This is a genomic window from Acaryochloris thomasi RCC1774 (assembly GCF_003231495.1).
Classification (GTDB): Bacteria; Cyanobacteriota; Cyanobacteriia; order Thermosynechococcales; family Thermosynechococcaceae; genus RCC1774.
Genome location: NZ_PQWO01000020.1, coordinates 39,681 through 57,481 on the forward strand (window position 1 = coordinate 39,681; position 17,801 = coordinate 57,481).

At 51.2% G+C, this 17,801-nt stretch carries 14 protein-coding genes; 9 read left to right on the forward strand and 5 right to left on the reverse strand.

Annotated features, from left to right (window positions below; all coding sequences use genetic code 11):
• Nucleotides 1-90: 90 nt before the first annotated feature.
• A complete protein-coding gene (locus tag C1752_RS22415) occupies nucleotides 91-957 on the reverse strand; it encodes an HAD family hydrolase (protein WP_110988288.1) in 867 nt (288 codons plus the stop codon).
• 463 nt (nucleotides 958-1,420) lie between these two features.
• Between C1752_RS22415 and C1752_RS22420 the strand changes: the two genes are divergently transcribed.
• Nucleotides 1,421-2,362 (forward strand): patatin-like phospholipase family protein, encoded by a 942-nt coding sequence (locus C1752_RS22420; protein ID WP_110988289.1) that lies wholly within the window; start codon nucleotides 1,421-1,423, stop codon nucleotides 2,360-2,362.
• A gap of 28 nt (nucleotides 2,363-2,390) precedes the next feature.
• On the opposite strand, the gene C1752_RS28565 is transcribed toward C1752_RS22420, so the two are convergent.
• From C1752_RS28565 to C1752_RS22435, 3 genes are all read right to left on the reverse strand, one after another.
• Nucleotides 2,391-2,576 (reverse strand): hypothetical protein, encoded by a 186-nt coding sequence (locus C1752_RS28565; protein WP_110988290.1) that lies wholly within the window; start codon nucleotides 2,574-2,576, stop codon nucleotides 2,391-2,393.
• A 3-nt stretch (nucleotides 2,577-2,579) separates the two neighbouring features.
• Nucleotides 2,580-3,524 (reverse strand): hypothetical protein, encoded by a 945-nt coding sequence (locus tag C1752_RS22430; RefSeq protein WP_110988291.1) that lies wholly within the window; start codon nucleotides 3,522-3,524, stop codon nucleotides 2,580-2,582.
• A gap of 467 nt (nucleotides 3,525-3,991) precedes the next feature.
• A complete protein-coding gene (locus C1752_RS22435; protein ID WP_110988292.1) occupies nucleotides 3,992-5,191 on the reverse strand; it encodes a sensor histidine kinase in 1,200 nt (399 codons plus the stop codon).
• A gap of 435 nt (nucleotides 5,192-5,626) precedes the next feature.
• Here C1752_RS22435 and C1752_RS22440 point away from each other — a divergent pair, with 435 nt between their 5' ends.
• From C1752_RS22440 to C1752_RS22475, 8 genes are all read left to right on the forward strand, one after another.
• On the forward strand, nucleotides 5,627-5,989 hold the full coding sequence (locus C1752_RS22440) for a DUF1830 domain-containing protein (protein ID WP_110988293.1): 363 nt from the start codon (nucleotides 5,627-5,629) through the stop codon (nucleotides 5,987-5,989).
• Nucleotides 5,990-6,015: 26 nt separating this feature from the next.
• On the forward strand, nucleotides 6,016-6,921 hold the full coding sequence (locus tag C1752_RS22445) for a M48 family metalloprotease (RefSeq protein WP_110988294.1): 906 nt from the start codon (nucleotides 6,016-6,018) through the stop codon (nucleotides 6,919-6,921).
• Nucleotides 6,918-7,637 carry an LmeA family phospholipid-binding protein gene (locus C1752_RS22450; RefSeq protein ID WP_110988295.1) on the forward strand — a complete coding sequence of 240 codons (720 nt, stop codon included), beginning with the start codon at nucleotides 6,918-6,920 and terminating at the stop codon, nucleotides 7,635-7,637. Before C1752_RS22445 ends, C1752_RS22450 begins: the two co-directional genes overlap by 4 nt.
• 116 nt (nucleotides 7,638-7,753) lie before the next feature.
• Nucleotides 7,754-8,833, forward strand: coding sequence for a type 1 glutamine amidotransferase domain-containing protein (locus tag C1752_RS22455; RefSeq protein WP_110988296.1), 1,080 nt, complete (start codon nucleotides 7,754-7,756; stop codon nucleotides 8,831-8,833).
• Between the two features lie 76 nt (nucleotides 8,834-8,909).
• Complete coding sequence (locus tag C1752_RS22460; RefSeq protein ID WP_110988297.1) at nucleotides 8,910-9,779, forward strand: glucose 1-dehydrogenase; 870 nt, start codon at nucleotides 8,910-8,912, stop codon at nucleotides 9,777-9,779.
• A gap of 121 nt (nucleotides 9,780-9,900) precedes the next feature.
• A complete protein-coding gene (locus tag C1752_RS22465) occupies nucleotides 9,901-14,418 on the forward strand; it encodes a chemotaxis protein CheB (protein WP_110988298.1) in 4,518 nt (1,505 codons plus the stop codon).
• A 73-nt stretch (nucleotides 14,419-14,491) separates the two neighbouring features.
• Nucleotides 14,492-15,580 (forward strand): AI-2E family transporter, encoded by a 1,089-nt coding sequence (locus tag C1752_RS22470; RefSeq protein ID WP_110988299.1) that lies wholly within the window; start codon nucleotides 14,492-14,494, stop codon nucleotides 15,578-15,580.
• 192 nt (nucleotides 15,581-15,772) lie between these two features.
• Nucleotides 15,773-16,327: a hypothetical protein gene (locus C1752_RS22475; protein ID WP_110988300.1), complete on the forward strand. Its 555-nt coding sequence runs from the start codon at nucleotides 15,773-15,775 to the stop codon at nucleotides 16,325-16,327.
• 125 nt (nucleotides 16,328-16,452) lie between these two features.
• Here C1752_RS22475 and C1752_RS22480 read toward each other — a convergent pair whose 3' ends face one another.
• A complete protein-coding gene (locus C1752_RS22480; RefSeq protein ID WP_199464490.1) occupies nucleotides 16,453-17,751 on the reverse strand; it encodes a phospholipase D-like domain-containing protein in 1,299 nt (432 codons plus the stop codon).
• Nucleotides 17,752-17,801: the final 50 nt, after the last annotated feature.

Genomic DNA, 17,801 nt, shown 5'->3' on the forward strand with positions numbered 1-17,801 from the left:
CTAGACGCCACAAGATCTATCTCTGGTCTGATTTTTGGGTCATTATTTTCGTCAATGGGTAGAGATTCTAACGGCTCTACGAAGAAGAATCTATTCACCCTGACTCAGCTGTAGCAGTGCGACCTTTTTGCTAATGCTCTCGACCGCAAGGGTGAGAGACTGCATCAGTTCAGCTCCTTCACTATAGTCAGCCGGTGCTAGATTGATGACGCGCTGACTCTGACTCACCTGATATTCTTGATTCCAATCGGCTGCCGTTCCCTGTTCATAGACGCCGAGGGCAATTCCACCTGCTTGTTTCAGCAGTTCAAAACAGGGGAGATCAGAGGTTCCATCACCGACATAGATGACTTGGCTGAAAGGCACATGAAGCTGCTCTTCAGGAACGTCTTGATAGACAAACAGGAGATCATCTTGAGAGTGGTTGTCCATGCCCTTCGACAGATAGTTTAGGTAGCGCGTTTTCTCTGAGTGAGTCACGGATCGCTTGAGACACTGAATTTCCCCCGCAGGTGTGTAGTGAAATTCGCAGCCCCACATGGCTTTGAAATAAGGGGCGATGGCGCTGTTCCGAGCGACTTCTACAAAACCGCTGGTAATCAAGTAAAATTCGACCTCGATATCTGGCACAATCGCTTGGGCCTGTTGCGTCAGTTGCTCAAACATCTCAGTGACGCCCGGGAAGGGTTGATGCTGTTGACCAAACTGAGTCAGCGTTTCTTTGGTAATCTTTTGACCCGCAGGTCGCTGTTGCGAAGCTTCAGCCAAGAGGTGAAATCTGGCAGCGATCCCGTCCCAGCCTTGGTGCTTGAGAGGTTCGTATCGCTCTTCACGAAACTGGGCAACGTCATAGCCGAGATAATTCAGCAAGCCATCGAAACTGTCGGGAACCAGTGTTTCATCGAAGTCAAATGCGATCGCAATTCGATTGGCAACCGGCTGAGTCGCTTGTGTCATTGTTCTATGGATAAAGTGCGGCAGTAGATAGAAGTAAAAATAGTTAGCATCCACTACTGCAAAGTCTAGGACAACGACGAAGGACCGAGCATCTAGCTTCAGGTATATGCCTTACCCATACATCGTGAAATCTAGTTCTGGCTTATATTCTCCCCCCTTTTTCAAGGGGGGGCTGGGAGGGATCTGGCTCATTGCCTAGTGATGAGCTTTCTCAAATCGTGAGTTGCAAGGTGATTTCTGAGGGGAGATCCCTCCTCCCTTTTTCAAGGTAGGGTTAGATCCCGGTCTTTGCATGAATGTAGGAGTTGTGGGTAAGGCATAGAGCTTCAGGCATATAAGATTTTGCTCACAAAATGTAGCTGTGAGGCTCCTTATATTTTGCGTTTCTGCTTAAGCTAGAGATACTTTACTGCTCGGCAACCTGAGACTGAAAGCATTTTGCAAAACACAAAGGATTCTCGATATGCCGCAGACAGTTGGCCTCGCCCTTGGCAGCGGTGGCGCAAGAGGTTGGGCACACATTGGTGTCCTGAGAGCCTTGGAAGAGGCAGACATCAAGATCGATTACGTTGCTGGGACCAGCATTGGTGCAGTGGTGGGCGCTTTTTACGCCATTGGTGAATTAGATGCGCTAGAGGAATTTGTCTATCCCCTCGACTGGAAAAAGATTGTTTCATTCCTAGACGTGGTTTTTCCAAGGCAGGGCCTACTGGATGGCGATAAGGTCTACAGCTTACTGGCTGAGCATCTGCGAGAGCGTCAAATGGAGGACACGCTCACGCCATTTTGTTGTGTCTCGACGAACTTAACCACGCGGCAAGCTGTTTGTCTCGATAGTGGATCAATGGTGGATGCCGTCAGAGCCAGTCTATCGATTCCTGGCATATTTACACCCGCACAGCGAGAAGGGAGCTACCTTGTTGACGGTGGCCTCGTTAACCCCATCCCGATCGATGTCGTTAGGAATATGGGCGCAGAAGTCGTGATTGCGGTGGACTTGAACAATAGTCTCTCTCATTCAGAAGCGGAGCAAAATCCTGATGTGATTTCAGAGTCTAAACCTGACCAGGAAGAGTATCAGCCGAGGCAGGGACAGACCGAAATGTTTGCCAGCGTTGAACGGGCCTACCGCACAGTTCAGGGGACGGTGCAGGACAAAATCGATCAGTGGATGCCGTCTGATGATCCATCTCCGAACATTTTTGATGTGATTGGTAATTCCATTAATGTTATAGAGCAGGGTCTGGCCCGCAGCAATATGGATCTCCACCCGCCCGATATTTTAATCGAGGTGGATCTACAACAAATTGGCATCTTTGACTTTCACCAAGCGACCCCCGCAGTTAAGGCTGGGTATGCCCAAATGAAAGGCCAGCTGGAGGAGCTGCAGCAGCTTCTATCCTAAGGAGGAGATAAGCTGCTGCAGCGGTTTTCTAGAGAGGGAATTCTCGCCCCTGCATCCAAAGGAAAAACTTCGCTAACAGGCTAGGAAAGATATCAAAAAGCTTGAACGATGCTCCTGACAATATCACCCAGGCAAAAAAGCCCATAACATCTTTCAGAGAAAGCGAAGTTGAAGCCACTTTGTCGTTGGGCAACCAGAAACCATCATTACTCATGGCTTAGAATCCTGAAAAGTTGTAGCCGATACCGACGAACACACCTAAATCGACTGGATCAAGAATTGCAAAGTTGACGCCAGCCGTTGCCGTAAGGTTAGACGTGACGGGCAAATCAACACCGCCGACCACAAGCGGGCCAAAGTCTCCTTGGGTTGAGAGCGCAGCACCACCGCCAATATAAGGTGCAAGTCGGATGTCGTTGTTAATTCGAATGGGCGCAACATCTAAAGTTGCCGGCAGCAGGAATGTGGCATCTTCATCAAAGTCCGTTGCGATAGCTGGACGAACGGAAAAGAATCGCGTTAGACCAATCTTGCTATAGATAATTAGGCCTGAATCGCCTACAGACGAATCACCTACGGTGCCAAAATTTCCACCGATGCCAACATAGCTCGGTCCTGAACGAGTTCTGCGCCCCGGATCAATTTCTCCTTCTTCAGGTACGGCTTCTGCTGGGGTTGGAAAAACGTCTTCTTCGGGGGGAATATCTTGGGCAATCAATGCTGGATTCGTTGGTTCTGCTGGAGCCAGTAATGCTGCAGAGGTTTCAAATTGAGGAAGTTCTGTCGTTGGCTCGGCAGAGACTGGTTTTGTAGGGGGTTGTTCTACGACAGGCTGAGTCGTCTCGATATCGTCGGTGAGAACAAACTCTACAAACGGTTGCTCTACGGCAGTTTCAGTGGCCTGTGCAACATCGAATTTAGGACGGGTAAACTGCGCTGCATCAAAGGTGTATTCACGCTCAAGCGCTGCCTTTAAGAACATTTGGCTATTCTCTTGAATCACGACGTTCTCATCCGTCTTTAAGCGCTCCGCTTGAAATTCTTGAGACGATGACACAGGATTATTTTCCTGGGCTTCAACGACTTCGGCCTTTGCCGATAGGACAACCGTACTTAAAGTTGCAGCACAGATGAGTTGTATTGCGCGTAAGTTGTGGTTCATTGATGGACTCCTTCAATACCTTTGTGTTGAATGAGGGCAATAATTAGCTGAGCAACGTAGGTAAAGGGATATTGGGTCTATGCGTTGAGTCAACTCTCTTGATGAAAACAGAGGTGAAACTAGAAACCCTCCACACATAGATAGATAGAGGTGAAATCCAACTCACTCAAAAGACTGGGATCCCTAACAAATACAGCGAATTTTAGCTTGATACGGGAAATCACTTCACGATCTGGCCGATCGTACTGCCCCCTCATATTTTTTCCTTTCGGTAGATGAAAGATGTAGGGTAGCTTGCTCAAGCGATGAATTGAACGCTCGTTGCGATCGCAGTGTCCTAACACCCGTTGAATGTGCTATGACATACGAGCGGCATTATATTTAACTCCCGTCTGGGCTTCTATATTGAGCAGGTGCTGCTGCGGCTTAGCCCGACTTTGGGTTAGGAGCGCGTTTTGCACAAAAACTCACTGACTGCGATGGGCGGCGGTGACAGACTGTGGAAACGTAACCGTAAAGGTAGACCCGACACCTATTTCGGAGTTCAGCTCAATGTCACCCTGCAGTAACCTCACGAGCTTGGCAACGATCGCAAGTCCTAACCCTGTACTTTGCGGTAGCTGCTCTTCTTTAACGCCTGCTTGATAATAGGGTTCAAAAACGTGAGCTTGGTCCGCAGGGCTGATGCCTCGCCCCGTGTCGATCACAGTCAGTGACCAGCGATCGCTACCGCAGGTTTGGCAAATAATGGTCACAGACCCTGACGTTGTATAGCGCAGGGCATTGCTAAATAAATTAGAGATAATCTGCTGCAGTCGTAGGGAGTCAGACTGGACTTGAGGTGGGGCGCGATCGCAATCTAGAATCACCTCTATGTTTTCTAAAGCCTGCGGCTGTACCGCATCCACAACGCCTTGGACGAGGGGCACCAACCCTACCTCTTTGAGGTCAAGCTCAATCTGATCGGCATCAAATCGCGCCACCTCTACGGCATTATTGATCAGGCGCAGAAGCTGCTGGCTGTTGCTCAGGACACGCTTGATCAGCTTCAAATCTCCTGCTTTCTCCTGCCCTGCTGCCGACTGCTGCCGCTGAAGCAGAAGTTCTGAAAAGCCCATAATGGCAGCCAGCGGATTTTTGAGTTCATGGCTGAGGTGAGAGAGATTTTCCCGTTGAGCCAGACTCAGGCGCGTCAGTTCTTGGTTGGTGAGCAGGAGCTGTCCCTGAATCTCTTCATATTCATAGGTGCGCTGATCGATGTATTCCTCCATCGAGGCGGAAATCACCTGATCGAAAACGCCGTTAATAATCTGCATAGCTTCAAATAGCTCTGCCGCTGACCCTGACTGTAAATCATCAGACAATGTATCAAACAGAATCTGGCGCAGGAGCTGATACTCTCGCATCACTTCAGCAACGTCGTAGCCCTGCTGTGCTCGAATCAGACCATGCTTGATACTTTTGTCTTTAAGGGTGTGTGGCTGATCGGTCAGGGAAGAGGTAAGCAGGGTTGCGATCGCCTTCAAGACATGGGGAATGCTGTCGCGGACGGACTGAAACGATAGACCTCTAGCGCTCTCGATTTCAAGATCTTGGCGAACAGCCGCAATCCAGGCTTCTACAACGGTATCTGTCTTCTTCAGAAGCGCTTGACCCAAGTCGTTCATAACCACAGCAACACAGAACTCAGGTTCATTCTAAAAGATAGGGAGCACTCTCTATTTTTAGAGCAACTTTAGACAGGCAATTGTTCTAGCCTACATTGTATAAAACCTACTCCGATCTACGTTGTATAAACTGTACAAGTTGTATAAAAAGCGCGATCTCAACAGCGCCGTTCTCTATCTATAGACAAAACCTGTGTCTATCTGGAGCTAGACTCCTGAAACCTCAGCCTGAGGGAGTATTAAGCTATAGCGATCAAATGGCTGGTCAGGCCAGCGGGCCTCTAACCAACACAAGTTCAGCCGAGAGAATATCCTAACCCATCCTTCTCTCGCGATACGTCGCAGTGCATGAATGGATTAGAGCCACAAAGGAACTGCGGTTCATAGGCATCCCAAGAGATCGCAACCCAAACCTCATCTCATTACAAAAAGACCATGCTTTTATGTCAGTACAGTAATCCGACGAAACGAATTCAGATTTTACGGATTACCGATGGCTCAAAGACCATTGACGGGGAGCGAGTGGTCTTACCTCAGCAGCGCATCACCTTTCATGCCAAACCGGAAGCCGTGCTGGAGGTTATTTCTGGAGAGTCGATTACCGCAATGGTTGAAGCACGTATTCCCTGCAAAGCTCTTTGTATCGCGTTCAAGATTGATCGGTCACAGCAGGCCCGCAAAAGATCGCCACGGCAAAAACGTGCTGCAGCTCAGGCGCTGCAGGTGATGGACCTCAGTGTCGATAAAACTCTGCCGGAAGATAGAGGTGGCACTCTACCAACCTTTGAGACAGTGTGATTTAAAGTGTATCGATAAGCTGACATATGTTGCGTCTTAATCAGATTAAAACAGCAGGCTTGCTCGGTCTTCTGAGCGGTCTAATTGTTCTCGCTAGCTACTATTTAGTCGGGAATGAACAGGGGCTATACCTTGGCCTAGCCTTTTCTGCCGTGACCAGTATTGGATCCTGGTTTTACTCTGATAAGGCTGCTTTAGCCGCCTTTCAGGCTCAGCCGCTAGAGCGCTCAGACAATCCTCGGTATTTTGATATGGTCGCCAAATTGTGCGATCGCGCGGATTTACCGATGCCGAAGTTGTACATCATTCCGACAAAGTCACCCAATGCCTTTGCGACAGGCCGCAACCCCGAGAATGCAGCCGTTGCGGCCACCCAAGGCATCATTGACCTGCTGTCTACACAAGAGCTAGAGGGCGTCATTGCCCATGAATTGACCCATATTCGCAACCGAGACACCCTGACCCAGGCGGTTGCTGGAACGCTTGCTGGAGCCATCACCTTCCTGGGTCGCATTCTGACCTTCGGCGGTCTTTACTTGCCCGCCAGCCGCGACAATCGTCGGGGCGGCAATCCTCTGGCCCTTCTGTTTCTAATAGTTTTAGCTCCCCTCTCCGCGATGCTGATTCAGCTGGGCATTTCCCGCACCCGCGAGTTCTCCGCCGATGAAGGAGCCGCTCAGATTACCGGCAGACCGCTGGCCCTCGCGAGCGCTTTGCAGAAGCTAGAAACTATAGGGCAGCAAATTCCTATCAACGGCAATCCATCTATGTCACCGCTGCTGATCATTAACCCCTTGAGTAAAGAGGGGCTGCAAACCCTCTTTCGCACGCATCCGACGACGGAAGCTCGGATTCAGCGTCTCCAGGAGCTAGCCAATCAAACGAGTGGCACTAAAGGTTTAGTAAGTTCTTTATTTGGAAAAGCATCATGACAACGAGCCAAAACATCGAGAGTCAAGCACTCAGCACAGCGGCTGAAGCCGGTTTCGAGAGCCAGCTCGACGCAGTAGAAACTCTCGATGTCGATATCGAAGCCAATGCTGGAGATCTGGTGCAGGGGGAATTAGAATCCGTCACCGTTGAAGGTGAAGGGCTGGTCATGCAGGGGGATCTGCGCGCAGAAGCGTTAGTAGTTGAGACAGATGCGATCGCAATCAATCCGCTTAAAGCGGCCTTTGGCGACATCGAGCTGAAGCAGCCAACAAACGCCACGGCAGAAGTCACCCTGACAGAATCCGACATTGAGCGAGCCTTCAACTCTGACTTTATGCGCAAAAAGCTGCGGGGCCTCAAGCTAGAGATCGACGGCAAGCCCCACACCATTGACCCCAACCAAATTACCTTCAAACTTCCAGGTGCAGGCAAGGTTGAGCTGAGTGCAAAATTCTTGATTATTGAGTCGGTTGAGACCCAGCAGGTCAACATCAAGGCTGTCCCTCAAGTGAGCGATAACGGCCACAGCATTATTTTGCAAGATGTACAGGCCGAAGGACCAGAATCTGTCGTAGATGCTTTGCTTGACAGCGCCACAGAACTACTAGACCTGCGTAATTTTGAGCTAGAGGGTATGTCGTTCCGGCTGCAGGAGCTAGAGGTCCAGCAAGGACAGCTGATGATGCAGGCTACAGCGAAGGTCTCCGACATTTAGTCCGCCTCTATCCTGTGGCAGACCGAGATCGCTTGATAATCAATCTGCAGATTGACGGTTCTGTAACGGCAAATCATTAATTTGAGAATGAGTTGCTTAGAAAGGGAGTCTTATCTGTGGTTGCAGCAACGGGACGCATTGCCATCCTGCTGGAGAATCAGTTTGAAGATAGCGAGTTCCAGGTTCCCTACACGGCTCTGCTGCAGGCTAGCGCTGACGTGAAAGTCATTGGGACTCGCATGAATGATGAATATGAAGGCAAGCAGGGCCAAGTTAAGCATAAGCCCCACGCAACAGCCACAGAGGTGCGGGCTGAGGACTTTGATGCCGTGATTATTCCGGGTGGAGGCGCGCCGGATCAGATCCGCACCAATCCCCATGCCGTCCGCTTAGTCACGGACATGATGGAACAGGGGAAGTTAGTGGCCGCAGTTTGCCACGGCCCTCAAGTCCTGATTGAAGCGGATCAGCTGCGAGAGAAAAGGGCCACCGGATTTCAGGCCATTCGTAAAGATATAGAAAACGCCGGAGCAACCTATGTGGATCAGGCCGTGGTCGTGGACGGCAATTTGATTACATCTCGTCGCCCAGCGGATATGCCTCTGTTCACCGCCGCTATTCTGCGCCGCTTAGAGTTAACGATTCCCGGCAAGATTTTACCGGACCCAGAAGCCTACCATACCTACGAGTGGTGGCCTTGGGGCGAACTGTGGAACGGCGCTAGCCGCCAAGATATAATCAGCGTGCTCAACAAAGTGATCGTGGGTGAGCGCTACACCCTGGCCTCTTTCAAGCAGTATGACGAACAGGCAACAGATGCTGATCTAAGCCTAGTCCTGCGAGAAATCACAGCCACGAAGGAGCGCCACGTCGAGTTATTGGAACAGCGTCTCAGAGATTTTGAAGAACGCGTGACTTGGCAGGCGGCAGGTACAGAAGCCTATGCCAAACTTCTCAACTGGATTCAGTCCAGCGAAGATGTGCTGCTCATGCGAAGAGCACTTGGCGATCTGCAGACCGGCAGGGTGGACGTTCTGAACCTCAGCACCCAGGTGACGGATCCTTGGACGGCGGATCTATTGGAGCAGATCGGTGGAAACTTGGCGCGCCATGAAGATCAGCTCGCAGAGCTCTATCGGGGACGTCAGGGTAACTGCGTAGAGCCGCCGATGCCCACCACGGTGACCTTCGATTGAGCCAATAGTGCAGCTATGATTCTTGGCTGCAGAATATCCACCCGTTATTTCATTGTTTTTATTTTTGAGGATTCCGATGTCAGACCAAGAGCGACGCCCCACGCCTGATCAGATTCCAGGACAGCAGCTGGAATATCCGGCAAGTCAAGCGGATATGGCGCTTCAGCCCGATAGCGATCTGTCCAATTACAAGCCTGCAGACAAGCTAAAAGGCAAAGTAGCGCTGATTACCGGGGGCGATTCTGGGATTGGCAGAGCTGTTGCGATCGCATATGCCCTAGAGGGAGCCAACGTCGCCATCATTTACCACGAGAATGAGCAGGATGCGGATGTTACCTGTAGTGAAGTTGAGAAGCGCGGTCAGCAGTGCCTCAAAATTCAGGCAGACGTGCGCGACTTCGATGCCTGTAAAAAAGCGGTCGAGCAAACGGTGCAGAACTATGGGCAGCTCAATATTTTAGTCAACAACGCCGCCTACCAGATGGTGCAGGAAAAGTTTGAAGACGTCACTCTCGAACAGTTTCGGCGCACGATTGAAACAAATGTCTTTGGCTATTTCCATATGGTGAAGGCTGCGATTAAACATTTGGAAGCTGACGATGTGATTATCAACACCGGCAGCATCGTCGGTAAAACCGGTAAGCCCTTCTTGGTGGACTATGCCGCTAGCAAAGGTGCCGTCCACAGCTTTACCAAAGCGCTGGCGCTGAATCTTGCAGATCGTAAAATTAGAGTCAATTCCGTCGTTCCCGGCCCAGTGTGGACCCCCAACATTCCCGCCACAATGCCCAAGAAGATGGTTGAAGAATTTGACACTGACCCCGCCCTTGGGCGAACGGCCCAACCGGAAGAATTGGCACCCGCCTATGTCTTTCTAGCCGCCCAAGACAGTAGCTTCATTACCGGCGCACTCCTTGACGTGACAGGGGGACAGCTTTCTAGCTAGATCTGTATAGTTAAGGCGAATGCACGAAGAAGCATAGCAACCTGTACATACAGCCTTTTCGTGCCAGTCGTCAACGCATCGTTGTTGTTTTCTCGGTCGCTTCGCTGATACGTCAAATCCTATGAACAATTCGAAGCATTTCTTTGTCGTTGGCATCGGGGCCTCTGCCGGAGGGGTGCAGGCTCTAGAGGAATTCTTCGGCCATTTGCCTGATAACCCCAACGCTGCCTTTGTGGTGGTGCAGCACCTATCTCCGAATCATAAGAGCATGATGACAGAGATTGTGCAGCGACAGACCCCCATGTCGGTGCAGGAAGTCGAAGACGGCATAGATATTGAGCCGGGTCATGTTTACATGCTACCGGCGCGAAAGCGGTTGACGGTCGAAGAGCATCAGCTGCGTCTGCAGGAACAGCCAGATTCCATCAGCTATCCCATCAATGAATTCTTGCAGTCCCTAGCTCAAAACTGGGGTGAACGGACCATTGCTATCTTGCTGTCAGGAACAGGGCGAGACGGAACGGAAGGGATTCAGGCCATCAGTCGAGTCGGCGGTATTGCCCTCGTGCAGTCGCCAGAGACCGCCCAGTTCACCAGCATGCCCACAAGCGCGATCCCTTCAGGGCTGGTGGACGAAATCCTATCGCCTCAGGATTTAGCCCAAACAGTATTTGAGATTGTTCGCTTCTCGGAGAACTTTCCCACCGCTGCTCCTGAAGAGGCGAGCCTCATTGATCCAGAGCAGCTTCAGCAGATTTTAGATATCTTAGCTGAACGCGAAGAAATCGATTTCTCTCACTACAAAATCAGTACCCTCAGTCGCCGCATTCATCACCGCTGTGCGCTGACTCGATGCAGCAATTTAGAAAGCTACACCCGGCTTCTCGACACCGCTGAAGACGAGCAAAAACTGCTGCGACAGGATCTGCTGATTGGAGCCACCCGATTCTTCCGAGATGCTGAAGCTTGGTCACTGTTGGAAACAGAGATTTTACCTGAGCTAATCAGTAACCTGCAGCCGAACCAGCAGCTCCGGCTCTGGGTTTCTGCCTGTGCCACGGGAGAAGAAGCCTATTCGATGGCGATTCTAGTTGATGAAGCCATTGAGAAAGCCAACAAGCCGGTCCAGGTCAAAATATTTGCAACCGATCTAGACACTAATGCTTTAGAGATTGCGGCCCGAGGTGCCTATCCAGAGAACATTGCCAATGACATCTCAAGCAAAAGGCTAGAGCGATATTTCACTAAAGAAGGTGACCATTATCAGGTACGTCGCTCTCTCCGGGAGATGTTGATCATTGCGCCCCACGACCTGACGAAGAATGCGGGCTTTTCTAAGATGAATTTGGTGAGCTGCCGCAATGTCTTGATTTATATGCAGCCGCAGCTTCAGCAGCAGGTGCTGCACCTCTTACATTTTGCCCTTGCCCCCCAAGGCGTTTTGTTTCTGGGCAGCTCTGAAAATCTAGGTGATTTAGGGGAAGAGTTCGCGGTTTTGCAGTCCAAGTGGAAACTGTTTCGGAAGCGCCGAGATATGCAGCTCTCGTTGATGCCGGTAACGCGGCAGGCCCGGATTTCTCCCCTTCAGACCCCCAGGCGAGTAAAGGCCAGACAACAGCACCTCGACCGCATCCTTGAAGATACATTTGAATGCTGCTTTGTCGAGCGTCAGCTCACCTGCATACTGGTGAACCGAAACAATCAGCTCCTGCGGGTGTTCTACAATGCAGCACAACTGCTAGAGCTGCCCGTGGGGGAAATGCTCTTAGACGTCACGGAGCTAATGCCCCCGGCCCTAAAGCTGCCCCTAAGTACCGCTTTACATCGGGCGAGAAGCGATCGCGAACCTGTTCTATATACAGGGATCAAACTTGAGCGCGACGGCCAAGAACAAAACGTCAGCCTCCGGGTCAGGCTCAGTCAAAGTAATACTGCCGCTGATGATTACTTAATTGTGGTGTTGGAGGTAGAAACGCTGGCTGCCCCTACTCCGACAGCCCTACGATTTGATGTTGGTGCTGAAGCCGCACAGCAAATTACCGAACTAGAGTACGAGCTACAGCAGACCCGCGAAAACCTGCAGGTCACCATCGAAGAATTAGAAACCACCAACGAAGAGCAGCAGGCAACCAATGAAGAGCTGTTGGCTTCCAACGAAGAGCTGCAAAGTACCAACGAAGAGCTGCAGTCCGTCAACGAAGAACTCTACACCGTCAATGCTGAATATCAGTCCAAAATTCAAGAGCTGACTCAGCTCAATGGCGATATTAACAACCTGCTGCGCAGCACCAACATTGGGGTCGTGTTCCTCGATACCCACCTCAACATTCGTAAGTTTACTCCTGCTGCAACTGCCGCTATCAACATCAAACCGTCGGACGTGGGGCGGCCCCTCGCAGATATTACGAACAACCTTGACTGTGCAAATCTAAGTGACCTACTGCAGCCGGTCATTCGGGACGGGCATGATTTTGAGCAGGAGCTGACGCTGATCACCTCTGGCGATCACCTATTGATGCGGGTGAACCCCTATCTCCAGGACGACGGCAGTTGGGATGGCGTCGTCCTGACCTTTGTCAGAATCAGTGAGCTTAAAGAGTTTCAGGAGCGGCTTCGACAGACAAACGCTATTCTCGAAAAGCTATACGAGAACTGTCCGGCGGGCTTGGGCCTCCTGGATCATGAATTCAGATATCTGCGCGTGAATCAAGCTCTAGCAGACATCAACGGCTTCACCGTTGCTGAGCATCTGGGCAAAACCATGCCGGAACTTATTCCTAGTTTTGCCCAGCGAACAAGCGACATCTTGCAGCAGGTTCTAGAGACAGGAGAAGCAATCTGTGATGTTGAAATTAGAGGTAGAACCCCGGCGGACCCCCATACAGAACGCTGCTGGTGCGTCAACTTCTATCCCGTTGATTTAATCGACGGCAATCGAGCCATTGGAGCCGTCGTTTCTGAGATGACGGAACGGATTCAGGCCGAAGATTCATTGCGCCGCAGTGAGGCAAAATTGATGGCGACCCAGCGACTGACTCAGGTCGGGAGTTGGGAGGTTGAAGTTACTGAGCATTTCGATCTCGACGCAGCACGCGCAGAATGGTCAGAAGAGTTATTTAGCATCTGCGGTTTCGACCCACAAAAGACAGTTCCCTGCTTCGATGAAATTTACGCCTGCTGTTCGACAGACGATCAGGCTCGTCTCAAAAATGCTCTAAAGCGGCTGCTTGAGCACGGAACAGACTGTAGCCTCGATCTGTCATTCCAGCGTCCCGACGGTGAACAACGCTTTTTGAGTATGGTGGGTAGGGCTAATCGGGATCAACAGGGGCAGGTTGCACATCTCTACGGCGCCGTGATGGATATTACCGGGCCTAAGCGGTTCGAGCTAGAGCTGATTCGCAAAAATCAGGCTTTGGAAGATGCTGTTGCGATCGCACAAGCCGCTGACTCCGCCAATCAGGCCAAGAGCCAGTTCTTGGCAAACATGAGCCACGAAATCCGTACGCCGCTCAACTCGGTGATTGGATTCGGCGAACTGCTGCTGCAGACTCCCCTCAACCCGACTCAACAGCAGCTTTTAGAGACGCTGCGCAGCAACAGCGAAAAGCTACTGATGATTGTTAACGACATCCTTGACTTGTCGAAACTGGAGGCCAGCGAACTACGGTTAGAGCATCGCGAGTTCGTACTGGCTAAAACGATTCAAACGCTCACCGAGACTTTTACACCCCTCGCGAAAGCGAAGAACTTAACCTTGACCGTCAATTGTGCTTCAGACTTACCTCGGACCCTGATTGGAGATGACTTTCGTCTGCAGCAGATTCTCAGTAACTTGATTAGTAATGCCATCAAATTCACGATGACGGGAGAAGTGACGTTAGCTGTCGTTCCAGCCTTAACTGAGTCAGAGGAAGCGCCCTCAAACTCTGACGTTCCTCAAATAATGCTCCAGTTTAGCGTTCAAGACACAGGCATCGGCATTGGAGAGTCTGTTGAGACCCAGCTCTTTCAGCCCTTCGTTCAGGAAGATTTATCCACTGTGCGCCGATTTGGAGGTACCGGCCTAGGTCTCACCATCTGTCGACGGCTGGTTCAACTCATGGGAGGTGAGATCGGCTATGAAAGTACGACCGATCAAGGTTCTACTTTTTGGGTTAGAGTCAGGTTTGATTTGCCAAGCACACCCTCTCCACAAGACAGCACGACAGATCGCCCCTCTATGCCCAAGCCTATTTCACCGCAGCCGGGTCAGTCTGCCAAAATATTGGTTGTCGAAGATAACCTCGATAATCGGGACCTAGTCACAATGATGCTAGAGACATTGGACTACCCGACGCCAGACTCTGTTGCGAATGGTCAGCAAGCCCTGGAAAAGTTGATGAAAGAAGATTACGACCTAGTGTTCATGGACTGTCAAATGCCGGTAATGGATGGTTACCAAGCAACGCAACAAATTCGGCAGCAGGAAGAAGGTGGGTCTCGAAGAACCGTGATTGTGGGCTTGACCGCTAGTGCCATGGCCCGCGATCGCAACCAGTGTTTAGAGGTTGGTATGGATGACTATCTCAGCAAACCTTTCTTGCTCAACGACTTAGCCGTAGTCTTGGAGCGGTGGTTAACAAAGGCTGATTCTTAAGAGCCATTAACAGCTCAAAGCTGACGGCTCTGCTTCCCTGTAAAACAATATCCTGGCTTCACTGAGATCTGCCATGCTTCAACCACTACAGCGTGTTCCTCTTTGGCTGAGGGCGTGGCTGATTTTCCCTCTAGCGTTTCTCAATGGCTGGCTGGCGCTGCTGCTGTTCGGCTATTTTCAGCCGCTCTCTAGCCTGCTGGTGACGGCGCTAATCTTGGCATTTTTGCTTAACTTTCCGATCAAGTTTCTGGAGCAGCGCGGTCTCGCCCGAGGATGGGCTACGGCCCTAGTGCTGCTTAGCTCTCTCCTACTGGTAAGCATTGCGGCTTTGACGCTGGTGCCGCTCATCATTGAGCAACTCAGTGGGCTGGTGAATACGTTCCCTGATCTCGTGGAATCCGGTAGTGGCCGACTCCAGACTCTGCAGGAGTGGCTCGCAACGCAGCAGATTCCGGTTGATCTGAGTGGCACCATTGATAGCGGTATTGCCAAGCTTTCTGACATTTTGCAGGCTACCAGCAGCGGTCTCCTTGACTTTGCCCTGAGTGCGATTAGCAGCTTAATTAACATCCTGCTGCTGCTGGTGCTGACAGTTTTCATGGTTGCCAGTGGCGAACGGGCTTGGAACGGTCTCTTTAGCTGGCTACCAACGACTTGGCGACTCTCGCTGCAGACTTCGATCCAGCAAACGTTTCAAACTTATTTTGCGGCTCAAGCCTTGCTAGCAGGCATCCTCAGCCTGTCGCAAACGATCGTATTCTGGATTTTGGATGTGCCCTATGCGGTCTTGTTTGGGGTCAGTATCGGGGTGACAACGCTGATTCCGTTAGCCAGCGCTGCCACCATTGTTGCGGTCAGCTTTATTCTGGCCCTCAAGAACCTCACGCTGGGCCTGAAGGTGCTGGTGATTTGCATTATCGTGGGCCAGATTAATGACAACGTGATCGCACCGCGATTAGTGGGCCGGTCTATTGGGCTAAACCCGATTTGGCTGTTAGTGGCATTGTTCATCGGCAATAAGTTCGCAGGCGTTTTAGGACTTTTGATCGCAGTACCCATCGCCAGCGTGATCAAAGGGATGGCGGAAGCAATGCGATCGCCAACAACCGAAGTCATCGCCGCCAAAGAACCGCATGAGTCATTAGCAGTGGATAACCCATAAAATTTTGCCCAAGGATTCTAGAGAGAGCTTAAGGGAATGATCCTGCTCTGCATTTGTTTCCAGTTCTCTAACACGTCCAAAAGATAGAGATAGTGAAGACCGAGTGCAATCAAATTTATTCCCTGCGTTAGAGGGCTGAATGGAGTTTAGGTCTCTATGGTGTGAGCAACAATAGTTGTTAGGACAGTTGTAATGTACAGACTTCATGCCTTTTTTAAACGCCTACGCTTGAGCAAAGTTTTGCTGGTTATTGTGACGACTTCAGTTTTGACGTTAAGCACAGCCTGCAGCCAAGCAGCGCCCCCTGCTGCGCTAAACACCGCCCCTTCTAATGAGGCTGATATCCCGCGTCTGGTTGATAGGAGTGCATCCCCCAGCAGAGATGCTTCTATCGAAGCCAAGCAGCGACTCATCGATCAGGCGAAGCAGCAGCGAACTGCGCCTCCCCGCGACACTTTTGGCACCGCGGCCAAAGCAATAGATGAAACAGCTCAAGACCTATCTGAAAATATCAGCAGCTCTGTGAGAGGTGCTGCTCAACAGACGCGGCAAACACTGGAGGAAACCTCTGATGTCATAGAAGATCGCTCAAGCGACGTCCTGCAGGATGCACAGCAGGCTATCAATAGCGTCATTGATGGTACCAAGCAAACACAGCAGGCCCTAGAGAATTCAGTTGACGCGCTAGAAGACCGCGCCAATGACGCTCTTCAAGACGCACAGCACGCACTGGATGATGCTGCCTAGCAACCTAACTGTAGCCGCCGTTTTAGCCGCACAAAGGCTTCCACCTGTGACGTGAGTCCCTTCATGCTCTCAATATTGCCTTTATCTGTAACGGCTAGAACACTGTCGGGTTGGGATTAAAGCGACTAAAGCTGCCACTGGACAAATCCCACCAGCCGCCCGATGAGTCGATGTCGCCACCAGGAACGATGCTGCCAGTCTTTGAGACTGACCGATTGACTCACCGCAAATGCCGTCTGAAACACCTGCTCGACTTCCATGATCAGCCGGGGGTCAGAGGTTGATAAATCTAGCTCTTCGTTGTGGAAGAAGCTGCGGGAGTCGAAGTTGGCGCTGCCCGTATTGACCCATTGGTCATCAACTAGCAGCATCTTGGCGTGGATCATGCTGGGCTGATACTCATAGATCTCAACGCCGTTCGCCAGCAGCTCACCAAACAGCTCAAAGGCTGCGTAGTAGACATACTTTTTGTCAATTTGCTCGGCACCCGCCGTCAGTAGCCGCACATCAACGCCCCTCTGTTTGGCTTCAATCAGCAGCTTCTGCGAATCTTGATCCGGCAGTAGATAGGGCGTCGCCAGCCATAGGCGTTTCTGGGCAGCCACGATGGTGTTTTCTTTCAGAGCCCGAATGGGGGAAAAACGATAGGTCGGGTTGTTCCCAGAGGTGATTAGGAATGAAGAAGGTGTCTGGACTGGATCGGTATGAAATGTATCAGGACGCAGATGAGCTTCTCGACCTGCGTAGGTCCAATGCTGCATGAACTGTCCTTCTAAGAAGGTGACTAACTCCCCTTCTAGACGGGTTTCAACATCCAGCCAGGGGTGAAGCTGGTCGTCTCCGTCCCATTCATCAGAAATACCGGCCCCGCCCACGAGGGCGATCTTGCCATCGATCAGCAATAGCTTGCGATGGGTCCGGCCTGCAAAGTTTGCGGGTGCCCGCCAGTCAAAGGCGTTGAAGAAGACAACCTGTACGCCCGCAGCCTGGAGTCTTGTCCAGTACCGCTGCGGTAGGGTGTGGGTTCCGTAGGCATCAACAATCAGCCGAACTTCGACCCCAGCCGCAGCCTGCTGTGCGATCGCAACTCCAAATTCAGTTGCGCGCCGCCCCGGCGTCATATAAAACGTTTCAAAATAAATCGTCTGTTCGGCTTGTCCAATCGCCTCCAATCGAACAGCCTGAATCTGATCATGCGTTGACCAAAAACCGGTGACAATGCCCTCAGACAAAAAAGAGTTAGAGAGACTTGCCAGCACGGTCGGAAACCGTTTATCTCCGGCAGCCGGTCCATGGGTCACCCGGTACCGGACGGGGGTTCGAAAGGCACCTCGAATATAGAGACTGATCAGGATCAGCAGCGTTAGTCCCAGCGTCAATGCCAAAAGGCACTGCAAAATTAAAATGACAGTTGCAAGGGGCAAGGATGCGAGTCCTCTATTGCAGCGAAAAAACTCTGGTGCTTGCAGTGTAC

Bases quoted from the DNA above. Each gene is read 5' to 3' on its own strand.
- C1752_RS22415 (WP_110988288.1), bottom strand. From the start codon at position 957: ATGACACAAGCGACTCAGCCGGTTGCCAATCGAATTGCGATCGCATTT.
- C1752_RS22420 (WP_110988289.1), top strand. From the start codon at position 1,421: ATGCCGCAGACAGTTGGCCTCGCCCTTGGCAGCGGTGGCGCAAGAGGT.
- C1752_RS28565 (WP_110988290.1), bottom strand. From the start codon at position 2,576: ATGAGTAATGATGGTTTCTGGTTGCCCAACGACAAAGTGGCTTCAACT.
- C1752_RS22430 (WP_110988291.1), bottom strand. From the start codon at position 3,524: ATGAACCACAACTTACGCGCAATACAACTCATCTGTGCTGCAACTTTA.
- C1752_RS22435 (WP_110988292.1), bottom strand. From the start codon at position 5,191: ATGAACGACTTGGGTCAAGCGCTTCTGAAGAAGACAGATACCGTTGTA.
- C1752_RS22440 (WP_110988293.1), top strand. From the start codon at position 5,627: ATGCTTTTATGTCAGTACAGTAATCCGACGAAACGAATTCAGATTTTA.
- C1752_RS22445 (WP_110988294.1), top strand. From the start codon at position 6,016: ATGTTGCGTCTTAATCAGATTAAAACAGCAGGCTTGCTCGGTCTTCTG.
- C1752_RS22450 (WP_110988295.1), top strand. From the start codon at position 6,918: ATGACAACGAGCCAAAACATCGAGAGTCAAGCACTCAGCACAGCGGCT.
- C1752_RS22460 (WP_110988297.1), top strand. From the start codon at position 8,910: ATGTCAGACCAAGAGCGACGCCCCACGCCTGATCAGATTCCAGGACAG.
- C1752_RS22465 (WP_110988298.1), top strand. From the start codon at position 9,901: ATGAACAATTCGAAGCATTTCTTTGTCGTTGGCATCGGGGCCTCTGCC.
- C1752_RS22470 (WP_110988299.1), top strand. From the start codon at position 14,492: ATGCTTCAACCACTACAGCGTGTTCCTCTTTGGCTGAGGGCGTGGCTG.
- C1752_RS22475 (WP_110988300.1), top strand. From the start codon at position 15,773: ATGTACAGACTTCATGCCTTTTTTAAACGCCTACGCTTGAGCAAAGTT.